The sequence below is a fragment of the Alteromonas sp. 5NS40-0096 genome, from assembly GCF_057544385.1.
This window is the reverse complement of record NZ_BAAJLQ010000006.1, coordinates 124,601-140,294: the sequence shown is the minus strand read 5'-3', so window position 1 is coordinate 140,294 and position 15,694 is coordinate 124,601. Positions and strand designations below refer to the sequence as shown.

Annotated in this window: 16 protein-coding genes; 13 read left to right on the top strand and 3 right to left on the bottom strand. The window is 46.6% G+C overall.

Annotation, left to right across the window (positions count from 1 at the left end):
• Window positions 1–275: 275 nt before the first annotated feature.
• From mpl to AC27G9_RS17415, 3 genes are read left to right on the top strand one after another with little or no spacing between them, the layout of a single operon-like run.
• Entirely contained in the window at window positions 276–1,634 is a 1,359-nt protein-coding gene (mpl, locus tag AC27G9_RS17425) for a UDP-N-acetylmuramate:L-alanyl-gamma-D-glutamyl-meso-diaminopimelate ligase (protein WP_487075757.1), read from the top strand.
• Entirely contained in the window at window positions 1,635–2,264 is a 630-nt protein-coding gene (locus AC27G9_RS17420) for a flavin prenyltransferase UbiX (protein ID WP_487075756.1), read from the top strand.
• The gene (locus AC27G9_RS17415) at window positions 2,261–3,076 is read left to right on the top strand and encodes a S1/P1 nuclease (RefSeq protein ID WP_487075755.1); all 816 of its coding nucleotides are present in this window, start codon (window positions 2,261–2,263) and stop codon (window positions 3,074–3,076) included. Before AC27G9_RS17420 ends, AC27G9_RS17415 begins: the two co-directional genes overlap by 4 nt.
• 39 nt (window positions 3,077–3,115) lie before the next feature.
• On the opposite strand, the gene rraA is transcribed toward AC27G9_RS17415, so the two are convergent.
• Window positions 3,116–3,601 (bottom strand): ribonuclease E activity regulator RraA, encoded by a 486-nt coding sequence (rraA, locus tag AC27G9_RS17410; RefSeq protein ID WP_487075754.1) that lies wholly within the window; start codon window positions 3,599–3,601, stop codon window positions 3,116–3,118.
• Window positions 3,602–3,911: 310 nt separating this feature from the next.
• Here rraA and AC27G9_RS17405 point away from each other — a divergent pair, with 310 nt between their 5' ends.
• Genes AC27G9_RS17405 through AC27G9_RS17370 form a run of 8 tightly spaced genes read left to right on the top strand, consistent with a single transcriptional unit; the run spans window position 3,912 to window position 10,218 of the window.
• A complete protein-coding gene (locus tag AC27G9_RS17405) occupies window positions 3,912–4,424 on the top strand; it encodes a phosphatase PAP2 family protein (RefSeq protein WP_487075882.1) in 513 nt (170 codons plus the stop codon).
• Between the two features lies 1 nt (window position 4,425).
• Window positions 4,426–5,493, top strand: a complete 1,068-nt coding sequence (locus tag AC27G9_RS17400; RefSeq protein ID WP_487075753.1) for an MJ1255/VC2487 family glycosyltransferase — start codon at window positions 4,426–4,428, stop codon at window positions 5,491–5,493.
• Window positions 5,494–5,549: 56 nt separating this feature from the next.
• Window positions 5,550–5,720 carry an LPS translocon maturation chaperone LptM gene (gene lptM / locus AC27G9_RS17395; protein ID WP_487075752.1) on the top strand — a complete coding sequence of 57 codons (171 nt, stop codon included), beginning with the start codon at window positions 5,550–5,552 and terminating at the stop codon, window positions 5,718–5,720.
• Window positions 5,721–6,971, top strand: a complete 1,251-nt coding sequence (gene lysA / locus AC27G9_RS17390) for a diaminopimelate decarboxylase (RefSeq protein WP_487075751.1) — start codon at window positions 5,721–5,723, stop codon at window positions 6,969–6,971.
• Window positions 6,972–7,004: 33 nt separating this feature from the next.
• Window positions 7,005–7,835 carry a diaminopimelate epimerase gene (dapF, locus tag AC27G9_RS17385; RefSeq protein ID WP_487075750.1) on the top strand — a complete coding sequence of 277 codons (831 nt, stop codon included), beginning with the start codon at window positions 7,005–7,007 and terminating at the stop codon, window positions 7,833–7,835.
• Window positions 7,832–8,530: a DUF484 family protein gene (locus tag AC27G9_RS17380; RefSeq protein ID WP_487075749.1), complete on the top strand. Its 699-nt coding sequence runs from the start codon at window positions 7,832–7,834 to the stop codon at window positions 8,528–8,530. Before dapF ends, AC27G9_RS17380 begins: the two co-directional genes overlap by 4 nt.
• A 1-nt stretch (window position 8,531) precedes the next feature.
• Window positions 8,532–9,464, top strand: coding sequence for a tyrosine recombinase XerC (gene xerC / locus AC27G9_RS17375; protein ID WP_487075748.1), 933 nt, complete (start codon window positions 8,532–8,534; stop codon window positions 9,462–9,464).
• 40 nt (window positions 9,465–9,504) lie between these two features.
• Entirely contained in the window at window positions 9,505–10,218 is a 714-nt protein-coding gene (locus tag AC27G9_RS17370) for an HAD-IA family hydrolase (protein ID WP_487075747.1), read from the top strand.
• Here AC27G9_RS17370 and cysE read toward each other — a convergent pair.
• Window positions 10,210–11,019 carry a serine O-acetyltransferase gene (gene cysE, locus AC27G9_RS17365; protein WP_487075881.1) on the bottom strand — a complete coding sequence of 270 codons (810 nt, stop codon included), beginning with the start codon at window positions 11,017–11,019 and terminating at the stop codon, window positions 10,210–10,212. The two genes, AC27G9_RS17370 and cysE, sit on opposite strands and share 9 nt — an antisense overlap.
• 216 nt (window positions 11,020–11,235) lie before the next feature.
• Here cysE and uvrD point away from each other — a divergent pair, with 216 nt between their 5' ends.
• Window positions 11,236–13,404 carry a DNA helicase II gene (gene uvrD, locus AC27G9_RS17360; RefSeq protein WP_487075746.1) on the top strand — a complete coding sequence of 723 codons (2,169 nt, stop codon included), beginning with the start codon at window positions 11,236–11,238 and terminating at the stop codon, window positions 13,402–13,404.
• 25 nt (window positions 13,405–13,429) lie between these two features.
• On the top strand, window positions 13,430–14,692 hold the full coding sequence (locus AC27G9_RS17355) for a GGDEF domain-containing response regulator (protein ID WP_487075745.1): 1,263 nt from the start codon (window positions 13,430–13,432) through the stop codon (window positions 14,690–14,692).
• 6 nt (window positions 14,693–14,698) lie between these two features.
• Here AC27G9_RS17355 and rarD read toward each other — a convergent pair whose 3' ends face one another.
• On the bottom strand, window positions 14,699–15,607 hold the full coding sequence (gene rarD, locus AC27G9_RS17350) for an EamA family transporter RarD (RefSeq protein WP_487075744.1): 909 nt from the start codon (window positions 15,605–15,607) through the stop codon (window positions 14,699–14,701).
• Window positions 15,608–15,694 lie beyond the last annotated feature (87 nt).

The following is a 15,694-nucleotide window of genomic DNA, read 5'->3' as shown; positions in this document are numbered from 1 at the left end:
TTTTGTCGCATTCAGTGCGCGACTCTTTATCATGCTGCTTCACACCAATGGCGTGGGTTGCGAGTCTTATTGTTAAGTGGGCATTTTACGCGGTTTACACTGCATCGCTGGTCTGCGTAGTCATCAGATAGCCTCATGCACTCAACACAAACTGCATGCCCACGTATAGATTGTAACCATGAATGACCCTAAGGGGAAATGAGATATACGCACATGGTCCTGTATTTGTTAAAGTAATTCTTCAAACAGTGTAAAAAGAAGAGCGCAGAATTTATATGCACGTCCATATCCTAGGTATTTGCGGTAGTTTCATGGGTGGCATCGCAGCAATTGCACAAGCGATGGGCCACAAAGTCACCGGTTCGGATACCAATGTTTACCCTCCGATGAGCACGCAACTTGAAGCAATTGGTATAACATTGACCCAAGGTTATGACCCCGCTCAATTTGACCCAGTACCGGATATCGTTGTTATCGGCAATGCCATGTCTAGAGGCAATCCAGCGGTAGAGTATGTACTCAATCGCAATATTCCATACACCAGTGGCCCACAATGGCTTCTTGAAAACGTACTAAAAGATCGATGGGTTATCGGCCTATCGGGGACACACGGCAAAACAACGACATCGAGTATGGTCGCTTGGCTACTAGAATATGCAGGACTAAACCCGGGATACCTCATTGGTGGCGTACCAGAAAATTTTGGTGTATCAGCCAGGCTCGGTGACAGCCCTTTCTTTGTTATCGAAGCAGATGAGTATGACAGCGCGTTCTTTGATAAAAGATCGAAGTTTGTGCATTACCGGCCGCGCACGCTAGTCATTAATAACCTTGAATTTGACCACGCCGATATCTTTGCAGACCTTGGGGCGATACAAACGCAATTTCATCACTTAATTCGCATGGTGCCTGGCAATGGTCTAATCGTCACCCCGAGTGACGTACCGGCAATTGAAGAAACACTAGATAAAGGCTGTTGGAGTGAACAACAGCAACTTGGTAAAGATTGGACTCACAAGGCGATTGAGCCGGATGGTAGCCACTTCGAGGTCTATTTTAATGGACAGAAACAGGGTGAGGTGAAATGGTCTTTGCTTGGCGATCACAATATCCACAACGGTTTAATGGCAATTGCAGCCGCTCACCACGCGGGGGTACAAATCGAAGATGCAATTGCTGGGCTAGCCGAATTTAAAAACGTTAAGCGTCGTATGGAGTTAAAAGGCACAGTAGACGGTGTTACCGTTTATGACGATTTTGCCCATCATCCAACGGCCATTGCCACCACATTGGCGGGATTGCGAAACCGCGTGGGAAACCAGAAAATTATTGCTATTTTAGAACCTCGCTCAAACACGATGAAAATGGGTATTCACCAACGCGAGTTAGTTAAATCATGGCAGCAAGCCGATCATACACTCGTGTTTGAACCGCAAAATCTCAGCTGGTCACTGGCTGACACCGCTAATTCAAGCGAGAGCCCCGCGAACTGTTTCCAGTCTATCGACGATATCGTGCAACGGGCATGTGAACTAGTCAGCCCAGGTGACCATATATTAGTGATGAGCAATGGCGGTTTCGGTGGGATTCACAACAAATTACTCGAAGCGCTGGAACAAAATAGAGGTAAATGAATGTTTAAAGGCAAAGTCACACTGGCTATTACTGGCGCATCTGGAGCTCCCTATGCATTGCGACTGATGGAGCTTTTGGTCAAGGCTGAGTATCAAGTCTACGTACTGATATCCTCAGCAGCAAAAGTGGTGTTCGCGACGGAAGAAAATGTAAAAGTCCCCAGTAAACCCGAGGCCGCGAGCGACTTTTTTATTCAACGATTTGCTGCGAAACCAGAGCAAATACGCTGTTTTGGTAAAGAAGAATGGTTTTCTCCTGTAGCATCAGGCTCAGCGGCTCCCAAACAAATGGTAATCTGTCCCTGCTCAACAGGTACGCTGTCGGCAGTCGCAATGGGAGCGAGTGACAACCTTATCGAGCGTGCGGCTGATGTTGTCATCAAAGAGCGAGGCCAGCTCATTATGGTGCCAAGAGAAATGCCACTTTCGACCATCCATCTCGACAACATGCTAAAATTGTCACAAATGGGCGTCACTATGATGCCTGCCTCGCCGGGCTTTTACCACAATCCAAAATCGATTAATGATTTGGTGGATTTTGTGGTTGCCAGAATCCTAGACCATTTAGGTGTAGACCAATCTATTATGGCTCGTTGGGGATATAGCAATGTCGAAAGGAACACACAATGAAAAAAACAACGACGAAATTAGTTGCGGCAGCAGTCGCTGGGGCAATGTCGATTGCCAGTTTACCCGCGTTAGGTTGGGGTCAAACGGGTCACCGTATTACAGGGGCAATTGCTCAGACGTACCTGAGTCCTGCGGCACAAGCGGCCGTTTCTGAATTACTGCCTTACGAATCGTTGGCAGAAGCGTCAACCTATGCCGATGAAATGCGCTCCAACCCGAGTCATTTTTGGCAAAAACAAGCGGGGCCATGGCACTATGTTACTGTACCAGAGGGTAAAGCGTATTCCGAAGCTGAGATTCCTGAAGTAGGGAACGCCGTAACCGCACTAGAGAACTTTGCCAGCGATTTGAAAAACCCCAATGCATCACGAGAGCAAAAGCAGTTAGCGCTGCGTTTTATTGTCCATATCATCGGCGATTTACATCAACCATTGCACGCTGGCAATGGTACGGATCGCGGCGGTAACGACGTGAAAGTACGCTTTTTCTGGCAAGACTCGAATCTCCACAGAGTTTGGGATTCAGAAATGTTAGACAGACGCCAACTGTCATTCAGTGAATGGACAGAACAGCTCAACCGAAAAATCACACCAGAGCAGCTCGAGGCATGGCACACCACCAATCCTGAAGATTGGATTGCGGAAAGTATTGCCATTCGAGACACCATTTACCCAGAAGACGCCAATAACATGTCGTGGCAATACCTGTACGACCATCTGCCAACAGCAAAACAGCGATTACAACAGGGTGGCATTCGCATCGCGTTGTACCTCAATGAGGTGTTTGAGGACGCAATTAAAGCGCAACAATAGCAAGTCTGAGGTGGCAGAGCATATCTGCTACCTTGCTTCTTAGTCTATATCAAGAGGCTCTGGTGACAGAATAACCCCAGTACTATCGGCGTAAAGGTGGTCTTCTGGAAGAAACGTCACGCCTGCAAAATTGACTGCAATATCAACGTCTCCCGTACTTTCTGATTCGGCATTAACCGGAATCGAAGCCACTGCAAGCACACCAATATCGATATCAGCCAACGTATCCACATCCCTAACGCTGCCAAAACACACTATGCCTTCCCAATCGTTATCAACAGCAAGTTGGACCGAAGAGGCGTCGACTAACGCGCGCCGTGTTGAACCACCGCCATCGATCAACAACACCTTTCCCGAACCCGGTTGGCCAAGTACGCGATCAATCAGCCCTCTGTCTTCGTGGCATTTGATAGTACTGATTTCCCCACCAAATGAATAACGACCACCGTAGCTAATGAAAATAGGATCAACGACATCGATACTATCAGCAAACAAATCACATAATTCTGAAGTGTTGTAGTCCATGGTAACGCCCTTTTTCTGTGACAATCAGCCTTTCACAATTCAAATTCAATGAAGTGTAAAAGCGCAGTGATACTTAGCCTAGCCATTCCATCAAGGTACGTGCAAATCACCTGTGTAAATTGCACATTTTTGCAGCAGTATTAGCATAGCATTATTTAGCACAATAGGAATCCCGCGTATTTCGACAAACTGAAGCGCAAACTGGTCAAAATTTGTCACAAAGGTTTCTTATTAATGTCACCCAATTTTCACACACGAAAATTAGCCTTATTTTCATACTGAAACAGTTATAGGCGAGTCGCTCGTGAGTATAAAATCTTTAACTAAGTTTGATACGCACCTGTTTTTCTGGCTATACAATATGACGGTTAAGCGCGATTGCCGCGGGATCATATTGCTGTCAAAGACGGGCGATGGCTACCTGTATTTAGTACTCGGCCTGCTACTTTGGGCGTTTGAACCCGACTATGGGCAGTTATTCCTATACACTGCGCTGATGGCATACGGTCTAGAATTGCCCATTTATGTGATCCTGAAAAAGCTTTTTAAACGGCCCCGTCCCTGCGATTTCCTACAAAATATGACAGCTCATGTCACGCCTTCAGATAAATTCAGTTTGCCTTCAGGTCACACTGCCGCCGCATGGTTAATGGCGTCTATAGTTGCGCACTTCTATCCACCTTTTGCCATTGTTGCTTATGTGTGGGCAACACTGATTGGCTTGTCCAGAATTTTACTGGGTGTTCACTATCCATCGGATGTACTCGCCGGCATGATGCTGGGAGTCACAATCGCATCATTGAGCTTGTCGATATTGGGGTAATATGAGAATTTTGTACGGCGTCCAAGGCACAGGCAATGGACACATTGCTCGAGCGCGAATTATGGCTCAAGCACTATCAAATAGGGATGATATTGACGTTGATTTTGTTTTCTCTGGACGAGCACCAGAGAAATACTTCGACATGGAGTGCTTCGGTAACTACCGTACCTTTGATGGTTTGAGTTTTATCACACACAATGGCCGTGTTGATCAATGGGCAACAGTCAAACAAGCAAAGCCATTGCGACTTATCAAAGACATTAGGAAATTTGACACCAATGGTTATGATTTGCTTCTCAATGACTTCGAACCTGTCACGGCATGGGCTGCAAAGAACAAAGGTCTACCCTCGATATCGATAAGTCATCAGGCTTCGTTTAGTCATAAAGTGCCAAAAGATGGCGACGGCCCAATGGATCATCTCATCATGAAGTACTTCGCGCCTTCAGATGTCCAACTTGGCGTCCACTGGTACCATTTTAACAACCCGATTATGCCGCCTTTTGTTGCCGATAAACCCGCCGACACGCCGAGCAATGCTCATGTTTTGGTTTATCTGCCATTTGAAGAAATTGAAGACATTCAACAAATGCTCGAACCGCTAAGTGATCAACTATTTCTGTGTTATCACCCAGCGCTAACTGAGGCGAAAAACCTCGGCCACATTCAATGGCATCCGCCATCGAAAAAAGGGTTTCAAAACGCACTTCAGCATTGTTCTGGTGTCATAGCCAATGGCGGCTTTGAACTATCAAGCGAAGCATTACAGCTGGGCAAAAAACTGCTTATCAAACCACTGCATGGTCAGTTTGAGCAGCTCTCGAATGTATTAACTTTGAGCAAACTCGATTTGTGTCATACCTTATTCCAACTCGATCCGGATATTGTCGAAGAGTGGTTAGTCGCTCCAGGAATCGAAGCTATCCACTACCCTGACGACCCGACACCCTTGATAGATTGGCTAAAAGCAGGTAACTGGAAAGACACACAAAGTCTGTGCGATACCTTGTGGGATCAGGTTGATTTTGGTGACAAGACTCGACAGAAGTTATTGTCACTTGCATTTTAATCTCGCGATGCGATGATACCCGCATATACAGTTAAATTTTTGCGGGTGTTGGCGTAGTGAAAAAGCGCTTTTTCTTGGGTTGTATTGTAGTTCTAAGTCTTGGGCTTTCTGCCTGTGGTTATCGAGGAGCCTTGTATCTTCCTCAAGACGCGGAGTCTTCACAATCAGACAAAGCGGAGAAAGAATCCACTACGCCTCAGCCTGAATCACCGAGAGACTCACAATAGATGGATTACTTTGCATATCGCGGGCAAGACCTGTTTGCCGAAGATGTAGCTGTTGCAGAGCTAGCAAAACAATACGGCACACCACTGTACGTGTATTCTCGCGCCACCTTAGAGCGCCATTGGCACGCGTTCGATGATGCGATTGGCGAACACCCTCATCTTATTTGTTATGCCGTAAAAGCCAATTCCAATATTGGTGTGCTGAGCGCATTGGCCAAATTGGGCTCAGGTTTCGATATTGTATCCGGTGGTGAATTAGCTCGCGTAATCGAGGCCGGCGGTGACCCAGCTAAAGTCGTGTTTTCAGGCGTTGGCAAAACCTCCGACGAAATTCGTTATGCACTAGAACAAGGTATCAAGTGTTTTAACGTTGAATCTGAGCCTGAATTACACCGAATCAATGCTGTTGCGGGTGAGCTGAGTGTCAAAGCGCCAATTTCACTGCGAATCAATCCAGATGTAGATGCGAAAACGCACCCGTACATCTCTACAGGCCTAAAAGCCAATAAATTTGGTATTGCTCGCGAAAACGCCATTGCCACGTATGAACTGGCAAACAGCTTAGAGAACCTCAATGTCGTGGGAATGGATTGCCATATTGGTAGCCAATTGACTGAAATAGGCCCGTTTGTTGACGCCCTTGACCGCTTACTCGTTCTCATTGATGAACTCGCTGATAAAGGCATCCAAATTGAACATTTGGATGTCGGTGGTGGTTTGGGTGTGACATACAATGACGAAGTCCCACCGCATCCAAAAGCCTATGCTGAAGCAATGGCTGAGCGTCTTGCTGGACGCGAATCACTCACCCTGATTCTTGAACCGGGTCGTGCGATAGCGGCTAATGCGGGTATTTTGGTCACAGAGGTTGAGTTCATCAAACAAGGGGAAGAGAAAAATTTCGCTATCGTTGATGCTGCCATGAATGACTTACTTCGCCCTTCGCTTTACGCTGCGTGGCAAGCCATTATTGAAGTGAACAAAAATAGCCAAACCCAATTACAGGTGTATGATGTTGTCGGTCCGGTATGTGAAACGGGCGACTTCTTGGGTAAAGACCGAGATCTTGCCATCTCTGCAGGTGACCTGTTAGCCGTAAGAAGTGCTGGTGCATATGGGTTCGTGATGGCGTCAAATTACAACAGTCGCTGTCGTCCTGCGGAGATCATGGTAGACAAATCTCAATCAATTGTAGTGAGAGAGAGAGAAAATCTAAAAGATCTCTGGAAAGGTGAGCACAAACTTACGTAAACTAGACAAAAAACAATAACTAGAAAGTAGTAAATGCAAGTTCAATTCTCAAAAATGCACGGCTTAGGCAATGACTTTGTTGTTATCGACAACGTCACTCAGAATGTTTTTTTCTCAAAAGAAAAAATCAAGCAACTTGCCGACCGCAATTTTGGTATTGGCTTTGATCAACTTCTCGTTGTTGAACCACCTTATGACCCCGAACAAGATTTCCACTATCGCATTTTCAATGCCGATGGTTCTGAGGTGTCTCAGTGTGGTAATGGCGCAAGGTGTTTTGCCCGTTTTGTAAAACTAAAAGGCTTAATCAACCGCAATAAAATTATGGTCAGCACCAAATCTGGCAAGATGGTGTTATACCTCGAAAAAGACGGTCACGTTACCGTCAATATGGGTAAGCCAAACTTCACCCCAAGTGAAGTCCCGATAAAAGCGAATAAACAAGAAAAAACCTACATCGTTAGAGCAGGCGAACAAACGTTTTTCACTGGCGCAGTATCCATGGGTAACCCCCACTGCGTTATGGAAGTAGAAGACGTACAGACAGCTGACGTTGAAAACATAGGACCTCTGCTAACCAAACACGAGCGGTTTCCAGAAGGCGTTAACGTAGGTTTTATGCAAATCATCTCGCCGAATCATATCAAGCTTCGTGTATTTGAACGTGGTACAGGCGAAACATTAGCATGTGGTAGTGGCGCCTGTGCCGCAGTCGCAATTGGGCAAGTTCAAGGCAAGTTAGACAAAGACGTAACCGTGGATCTACCCGGCGGTAGGCTTCGCATACGTTGGCCTGGTGAGGATTCTGCATTGAAGATGACGGGTCCTGCAGAACACGTTTACGACGGGTTGATGAACCTATGAGTGATTTTCAAAGCCAGAAAAAAGTTGCCGTTGGTATGGACACAACACTTGAAGCTTTGTCTGAGCTTTCAAGTCAAGAAGTCGCACACTACTTACAGCAACACCCTGACTTTTTTGCTCAACACCCTGAGCTATTAAACGCGCTCGTCATTCCACACAGCCACAAAGGCAGCGTGTCGTTGGTTGAGATGCAAAGTGAACAATTGCGCAAGAAAGTGCGTCACCTGACGAAAAAGCTCAATCAACTCTTCAGTGTGGCGCGTCAAAACGAAAAACTTTTTAGAGTGTATTCACAGCTCAATGTGCGCTTGTTGGGCTGTACTCAACTTGCCGAAATCGAACAAATCTTAGAAGAAGTGATGGTAGATGAACTGGGGTTGGCCTCGGTTGTCATCAAGTTGTATCACGGAGCTCATGCACTTCCGGAATTACAACAACGTTTGATCATCGAGAAGCGATTCCCCAGTGGTGTCTTTTTCTTTGGCCGATTAAGTCAACATGAACGACAACTTATGTTCGGCGACTTGACTGCCGAGTCTGTTGCACTGATGCAGCTTGGAAACGACACGCCACTCGGTATTCTTGCTGTAGGCAGCAATGATGCGGGTCATTTCACACCTGACATGGATACACTCCTGATAAAACAATTGCGAGAAGTGCTGAACCTCGTACTTCCGCCTATCCTGAATATTTAATATGACCTCTCCAGCGGCGACACCATCAGGTTTGTCTCCGAAATGCCAATTGTGGCTCGATAAGTTTTTACTCCATTTACAGGTCGAACGCGGACTGTCATCACACACCGTAGATAATTATCGCCGTCAAATCAGTTTTGTTGGCACATTTCTGCGCTTACGAGATTGGTCAGGCTTAGCCAACTCAGATATCAAGCGTGTTATGGCAGCGGACAAACGGGCGGACCAACATGCGAGAAGCATTGCCTTAAGACTGTCTGCGCTTCGCACTTTTTGTACTTTCTTACTCAACCACCAACAATTGTATACCAACCCAATGGACGGCATTCACGCGCCAAAACAAGGCAAACCCTTACCCAAACAATTGAGCGTTGATGAGATGCAGCAACTACTGGCTAGGGATGCAGATGAGGACATAGTATTTCGGGATCAGGCGATGTTCGAATTGCTCTACGGGTGCGGTCTTCGTCTTAGCGAACTCACCGGCTTGAATTTATTTGACTGTTTAGGAGATGGTACGATTCGAGTGACAGGGAAAGGCGCCAAACAACGTATTTTGCCACTGGGGAAAACCGCCACAACGTCGCTCCAAGCATGGCTAAAAGTGCGAGGGAACCTCGCCAAAGAAACGGAACCAGCAATATTCGTGAGCAAACGAGGCACACGGATATCAAATCGTCAGGTGGCTAATAGACTCAAACAAATGGCGACACATCAGGCAATAGATCAAACTGTCAGTCCACATAAACTGCGCCATTCTTTTGCAACGCACGTATTGGAATCCAGTGGGGATTTAAGAGCAGTACAAGAGTTGCTTGGCCATGAAAATCTATCGACAACCCAAGTGTATACCCACTTAGATTTTCAACACCTTGCGAAAGTTTACGACGCCGCTCATCCGCGAGCAAAAAAACGCAAAAAGCCTGGTCAGTAACATGCTAACCAGCGAATAGCTGAACTGAGGAATCAAGGTAATGAAGATATACCGAGCTTTGCGCCCGATCAAAGCCATGACATTCGATTTGGACGATACGTTTTACGACAACCGTCCCTACATACAGCACGCATATGCAACATTGGCGAATTATTTAGCCCAGTACTACCCGAAAACTGCGGCGTTGTCCGCTGGTACTTGGGCCACTATTCGGCAGGGATTCATCGACGCCGATCCTCGCTTAGAGTCTGATGTCAGCGCTTTGCGATTACTGACTCTCGAAAAAGCGCTGGCCAACGATGTGAATGACACTACACAGCGTAAACAGGCTACACAAGCTTGCTATGACGTGTTTTACGCTGCGCGAAGCGAGTTTAAAGTTAGCGACGACGTGCTCAAACTGCTTGCAACTCTGGCAGAACGTCTCCCATTGATCGCAATTACAAATGGCAACGTCGATTGTGATGCCGTGGGCTTAAGACCTTATTTTCAGGATGTTTTTCACGCCAGCGTAACGAGGCCCATGAAACCACATAGGCATATGTTTGATGAAGCTAGCCAGCGACTTGGCATCGCCAGCGAGAATATACTACACGTTGGCGATAACTTAGAGAAAGACGTAATGGGTGCTGTTCGAGCCGGTTACCAAGCGGCTTGGTATGCGGATGACAGGCCAATGAACCTCAACAATGAGACTGTTACTTTGCTACCTCATATCGAGCTAGCGTCATTGCAAGAGCTCGCGTTATTCTAGCGGGCTCTCGTCTTCGAGTACGTTTTGCATCATCGATTCGCACGGGCTTGTACACTTTGGTCTCCCTACGACCTGAGCAGGCACGCCCACCACAGTGACATGTGCAGGAACGTTGTCCAGTACAACACTACCGGCACCTACCTTTGACCCTTCACCGATCTCGATGTTACCCAGTATTTTTGCACCCGAGCCAATCATCACGCCTTGACGAATTTTGGGGTGGCGGTCACCAGATTCATTACCCGTACCGCCTAAAGTCACGTTCTGTAGGATAGACACATTGTCTTCTATTACCGCGGTTTCACCCACCACAATACCAGTCGCATGGTCGAACATCACACCTTTGCCAATTGCTGCTGCAGGATGAATGTCCACACCAAAAGCTTGCGAGTTCCGACTCTGCAAAAAAAGGGCGAGTTCATGACGGCCTTTTTTCCATAGGTAATGCGCCAATCGATGCACCTGCACAGCCTGAAAACCTTTGAAATGAATCAGTACCGTTAAATTTGCCTCTACCGCAGGGTCACGGTTAAGTACTGCTCTGATATCAGCAATGGCAGCCTCAGAAATCGCCGGGTCGACCATATATGCTTCATCAAAGACTTCGCGAATTGCCATCGCAGGCATCACATCATCCGCCATTTTATTGGACAAAATAAAACTGAGAGACGCCTCGAAGTTATGGTGTGTCAGAATGCAGGCGTGAATAAAGCTCGCAAGTAGTGGCTCTTTTTCAATAACCGACTCAGATTCGCGCTTTAAAGTCATCCAAAAATCATTTGATGGACGTTGTACTGGCATCATTCTAACCATCCTAATTAACCAAGATATCGAGCTGAAAGAGTAGACAGGAAAAGCTCAACAATCATTACATTGATGTGTGCAATTCGGATTTCAACTGAAGAGGCAGAATTTTAGCAGTAAAAATAAATAAATTCCTCCAAATACAGAGTAAAACGTCGCATTCAATGGCATACTAGGCGCATAATACTGGCTATAAACACAGGTAAAGTAACGATGGATGTATCTCGACTGCTTGACGACTTAAATGATAAACAACGTGAAGCAGTGGCAGCGCCACTTTCAAATATGCTAGTACTGGCTGGAGCTGGTAGTGGTAAAACTCGCGTATTGGTTCACCGCATTGCGTGGTTGATGGAAGTTGAGAACATAGCCCCTTATTGTATTTTGGCGGTAACCTTTACCAATAAAGCAGCCAAAGAGATGCGTGGTAGAGCGGAACATTTAATGGGCCGCGGGTTAAATACCATGTGGATCGGTACCTTCCACGGTTTGGCCCACAGACTATTGCGAAGCCATCACGCTGAGGCTGGGTTACCAGAGAATTTCCAAATACTCGATTCTGACGACCAGTACCGTCTTGTTAGACGGGTACTGAAAAGCATGAACTTGGACGAGAAACACTGGGCTCCAAAACAAATCCAATGGTACATCAACGGCAATAAAGACGAGGGCCTACGCCCGCAACACATCGAAACCCATGGCGATGCAGTACAAACTAAGATGCGTGAAATTTATGCGGCATATCAAGAGGCATGTGATCGCTCAGGTCTAGTGGATTTTGCTGAATTATTGCTGCGAGCTCACGAACTTTGGCTTAAAAACCCCGAGCTGCTGGCACATTACCAACGCCGTTTTAGAGCGGTCCTCGTCGACGAATTCCAAGATACCAACAACATCCAATACGCGTGGTTGCGCTTGTTGTGTGGTTCGGATAACAACATCATGATTGTCGGTGATGATGACCAATCAATATATGGATGGCGCGGAGCCAATGTTGAAAACATCCAGCACTTTTTGAAAGATTTTAACCAGCCAACCACCATTCGACTGGAACAAAATTACCGTTCTACCGGCACGATTCTAAAAGCGGCTAACGCCGTCATTGATCACAACGATGGCCGTTTGGGCAAAGAACTTTGGACAGATGGCAGTGACGGTGAACCTATTGCGGTTTACGCCGGCTTCAACGAATTGGACGAAGCCCGTTTTATTGTGGGTCAAATTAAAACCTGGTTGGGGCACGGCAACGCACTAAAAGACTGCGCGATTCTGTATCGCAACAATGCTCAGTCTCGTGTTTTAGAAGAGGCATTACTTCACGAAGGTATTGCCTATCGCATATACGGCGGTTTGCGCTTCTTCGAACGTCAAGAAATCAAAGATGCACTTGGCTATTTGAGAATGGTCAACCATCCCCAAGATGATGCTGCCTTCGAACGGGTTGTTAACACGCCAGCTCGCGGACTGGGAGACAAAACGTTGTCGCAAGTTAGAGAGGCCGCAAAGCAGTACAACTGCTCAATGTGGCAAGCCAGCGGCATGCTGATCGCCGAAGGCGGGTTAAAAGGTAGAGCGGCTAATGCCTTGCAAAGCTTTATTAATTTAATCAACGATCTGACTGCAGAAATTGATCAAGAAGCGCTCGAGAACCAAGCTGACAAAGCAATCAAACAATCTGGTTTATATGCGATGTATCAGGCGGAGCGAGGCGAAAAAGCCCAAGCGAGAATCGAGAACCTCGAGGAATTAGTGACGGCATGTAAGCAGTTTGTCGTACCTGAAGACGCAGACGAAATGACGCCTCTCGCGGCATTTTTGGCCCATGCTTCTCTAGAAGCAGGTGAAACCCAAGCAAAGACCGATCAAGATGCTGTGCAAATGATGACGATACACACTGCCAAAGGTTTAGAGTTCCCTATGGTTTTCCTTGCTGGTGTAGAAGAAGGCATGTTCCCCAGCCAAATGACAAACGAAGAACCGGGCAGAATGGAGGAAGAAAGACGCCTTTGTTATGTTGGCATGACACGTGCCATGCAAAAGCTTTTCATCACTTATGCCGAAACTCGTAGACTGTATGGTCAAGATAAATATCACACTGCATCCCGCTTTATACGTGAGATTCCGCCTGAATGCGTCGAAGAGATTAGACTAAAGAATACGGTATCTAGGCCTATGCCAAACCGTTTTAGTCGGGTAACATCACACGAACATTTCACTGGAACAGGCTTCCAGTTGGGACAGCGAGTGCAACATCGCAAGTTTGGTTACGGCATCGTATTGAACTATGAAGGGAGTGGCGACAGCGCTCGAGTCCAAGTTAATTTTGATGACTTTGGTACAAAGTGGCTGGTTCTAGCCTATGCTAAGTTAGAACATGCGTAACTTACGAAATAGTTGAGAAAGACAGATGTTGAAAGTCCTGATCATTGAAGACAGTTCAATGAGCATGAAGCTCATATCTAAACTGGTGAAACAAGCCAAGCTGAAGCCTGTCTCAGCTGCATCGCTTGTCGAAGCTCAGCACATATTCTCAACCAGTGCGCCAGAAGAGTTTTTGTGTGCAGTCGTGGACTATCACTTACCTGACGCACCCAATGGTCAAGCCATCGATTTCGCGATCGATGCCTTTATCCCAACGATAGTGATCACTGGGCATGTCGACGCTAAAACTCGGGACTCAGTGCTCGCCAGAGAAGTGGTCGATTACATCCCAAAAGAAAACGCACAGGTTTATGACTACCTGAGCAGATTGCTAGCTCGATTAGAAAAAAACAAGTCCATTGGCGTATTGGTCGCCGACCCTGATCGCAAGAGCCGGGGCGAAATGATATCTCTGCTTAGACGTCATAACTTTATGACGTATCAGGCAACCAATGGCGAAGAGACTCACGCTGTATTGGCCGCTCACCCCAACATCAAACTGTGTCTGGTCGATGCAGAGCTAGAGGATATTGCTGCCCCGCAGCTCGTTTCTGATTTACGCAAACGCTACGGTAAGGATGAGATGGCGGTAATTGGCCTCGCGCAAAACCATACCGATTTGTTTTCAGCGCGCTTTTTGAAAAGTGGCGCCAATGATTTTCTGCGTAAACCCTACTGTTATGAAGAGTTCTTGTGCCGCATGACGCAAAACTTGGAAATGATAGAAAACGTAGAAACCATACGCCGAGGTGCAAACTCTGATTATTTAACGGGTCTACCGAATCGCCGATACTTTTTTCATGCGACGAACGCATTTTTCGAAGCCAAGACAAAAGCCCCTTCTGCGTTGGCCATTATCGATTTAGACCACTTTAAAAAAATCAACGATACCTTCGGTCATGACGGTGGGGATGCTGTGCTTAAATCCATTGCAAAACGACTGGTTATGGATTTCAAAGACGCTGACATTGCCCGTTTCGGCGGTGAAGAATTCTGCGTATTCTTTGCCAATACCTCAGCTCGAGATGCACTCGTAAGAACAGAGAAGTTTCGCCAACATATAGAAGATTTACCGGTCAAATTTAACGGCGAATCCATCGAGGTAACAACCAGTATTGGTCTGACTGTTTATACAGCCAAGAGTATTTCACAAATGCTCTCTAAAGCTGATGACTTACTCTACGACGCCAAGACCAATGGTCGAAATTGTATTGCCAGTGATATCTCTAGAGAGAGCGCCGCTAGCTAAAGCGGCTTAACCTTGGCGCTTTGTTTGCCGATAACTGCGATACGAATCCCAACTAAATAACGCTAGTGCGCCCCAGACAAAACCAAATGTCACCAGTCGGGCATTGTCCAGCGGCTCGCCGTATAGCCAGACCGCAAGTATGAACATCAAACTTGGGCCTATGTATTGGAAAAACCCCAAGGTTGAATATCGAATGCGTCGTGCCGCCGCCGTAAAACACAGCAAGGGCGCAGTGGTAACCACACCAGCGGCAATCAACCATAAATTAAAACTCCACGTATTCGAGAACATATTGCTCGACGCGGTTCCCCATATGACCCAGTAGTAAATCGCAATAGGTAACATCATCATGGTTTCGATAAAAAGCCCAGGCATACTTTCAACCGACACTTGTTTACGCAGCAGTCCGTAAATACTGAAACTGACTGCGAGTACCAGCGCGATCCAAGGCAATTGGCCATAAGAAACGATAAGAATGACCACACCAAGGGCAGCCAAGCCAACAGCCCACATTTGTAACCGCCGCAACCGCTCTTGCAAGAAGAGGTAACCCAACAGCACATTTATCAAAGGGTTAATGTAGTAACCTAAACTGGCATCCAACAAGTGATCATTGTTAATCGCCCAGATAAACAACAACCAATTCGCACCCAGTAGCAATCCAGCAGCAAGCAATATGCCCATCACTCGTACAGAGCGCAGTGCCGTGATTACTTTATCAATTTGTTTGAGCGAAACGATGAGTATAACGAGTACCGCCGCAGACCAAACGACGCGGTGCATGAGTACTTCCATGGCCGACAATGCATCAAGGTATTTGAAGTACATTGGCGCAAAGCCCCACATGGTATATGCGGCAATCGCTGATAAAACCCCTACTTTCGCATCGTTGTTTTCAGTTTGAGACACTGACATTCTGCTCACATGGTATCGAAAAGAGGCTGATTGTGAGCCAATTCCATCAGTAGCTCAAGTGTTGGTTCGCCGTTCGCGTTAAGGTTA

Bases quoted from the DNA above. Each gene is read 5' to 3' on its own strand.
- AC27G9_RS17370 (WP_487075747.1), top strand. From the start codon at position 9,505: ATGAAGATATACCGAGCTTTGCGCCCGATCAAAGCCATGACATTCGAT.
- AC27G9_RS17420 (WP_487075756.1), top strand. From the start codon at position 1,635: ATGTTTAAAGGCAAAGTCACACTGGCTATTACTGGCGCATCTGGAGCT.
- rarD (WP_487075744.1), bottom strand. From the start codon at position 15,607: ATGTCAGTGTCTCAAACTGAAAACAACGATGCGAAAGTAGGGGTTTTA.
- mpl (WP_487075757.1), top strand. From the start codon at position 276: ATGCACGTCCATATCCTAGGTATTTGCGGTAGTTTCATGGGTGGCATC.
- AC27G9_RS17380 (WP_487075749.1), top strand. From the start codon at position 7,832: ATGAGTGATTTTCAAAGCCAGAAAAAAGTTGCCGTTGGTATGGACACA.
- AC27G9_RS17355 (WP_487075745.1), top strand. From the start codon at position 13,430: ATGTTGAAAGTCCTGATCATTGAAGACAGTTCAATGAGCATGAAGCTC.
- xerC (WP_487075748.1), top strand. From the start codon at position 8,532: ATGACCTCTCCAGCGGCGACACCATCAGGTTTGTCTCCGAAATGCCAA.
- AC27G9_RS17400 (WP_487075753.1), top strand. From the start codon at position 4,426: ATGAGAATTTTGTACGGCGTCCAAGGCACAGGCAATGGACACATTGCT.
- cysE (WP_487075881.1), bottom strand. From the start codon at position 11,019: ATGCCAGTACAACGTCCATCAAATGATTTTTGGATGACTTTAAAGCGC.
- AC27G9_RS17415 (WP_487075755.1), top strand. From the start codon at position 2,261: ATGAAAAAAACAACGACGAAATTAGTTGCGGCAGCAGTCGCTGGGGCA.
- rraA (WP_487075754.1), bottom strand. From the start codon at position 3,601: ATGGACTACAACACTTCAGAATTATGTGATTTGTTTGCTGATAGTATC.
- dapF (WP_487075750.1), top strand. From the start codon at position 7,005: ATGCAAGTTCAATTCTCAAAAATGCACGGCTTAGGCAATGACTTTGTT.
- lysA (WP_487075751.1), top strand. From the start codon at position 5,721: ATGGATTACTTTGCATATCGCGGGCAAGACCTGTTTGCCGAAGATGTA.
- uvrD (WP_487075746.1), top strand. From the start codon at position 11,236: ATGGATGTATCTCGACTGCTTGACGACTTAAATGATAAACAACGTGAA.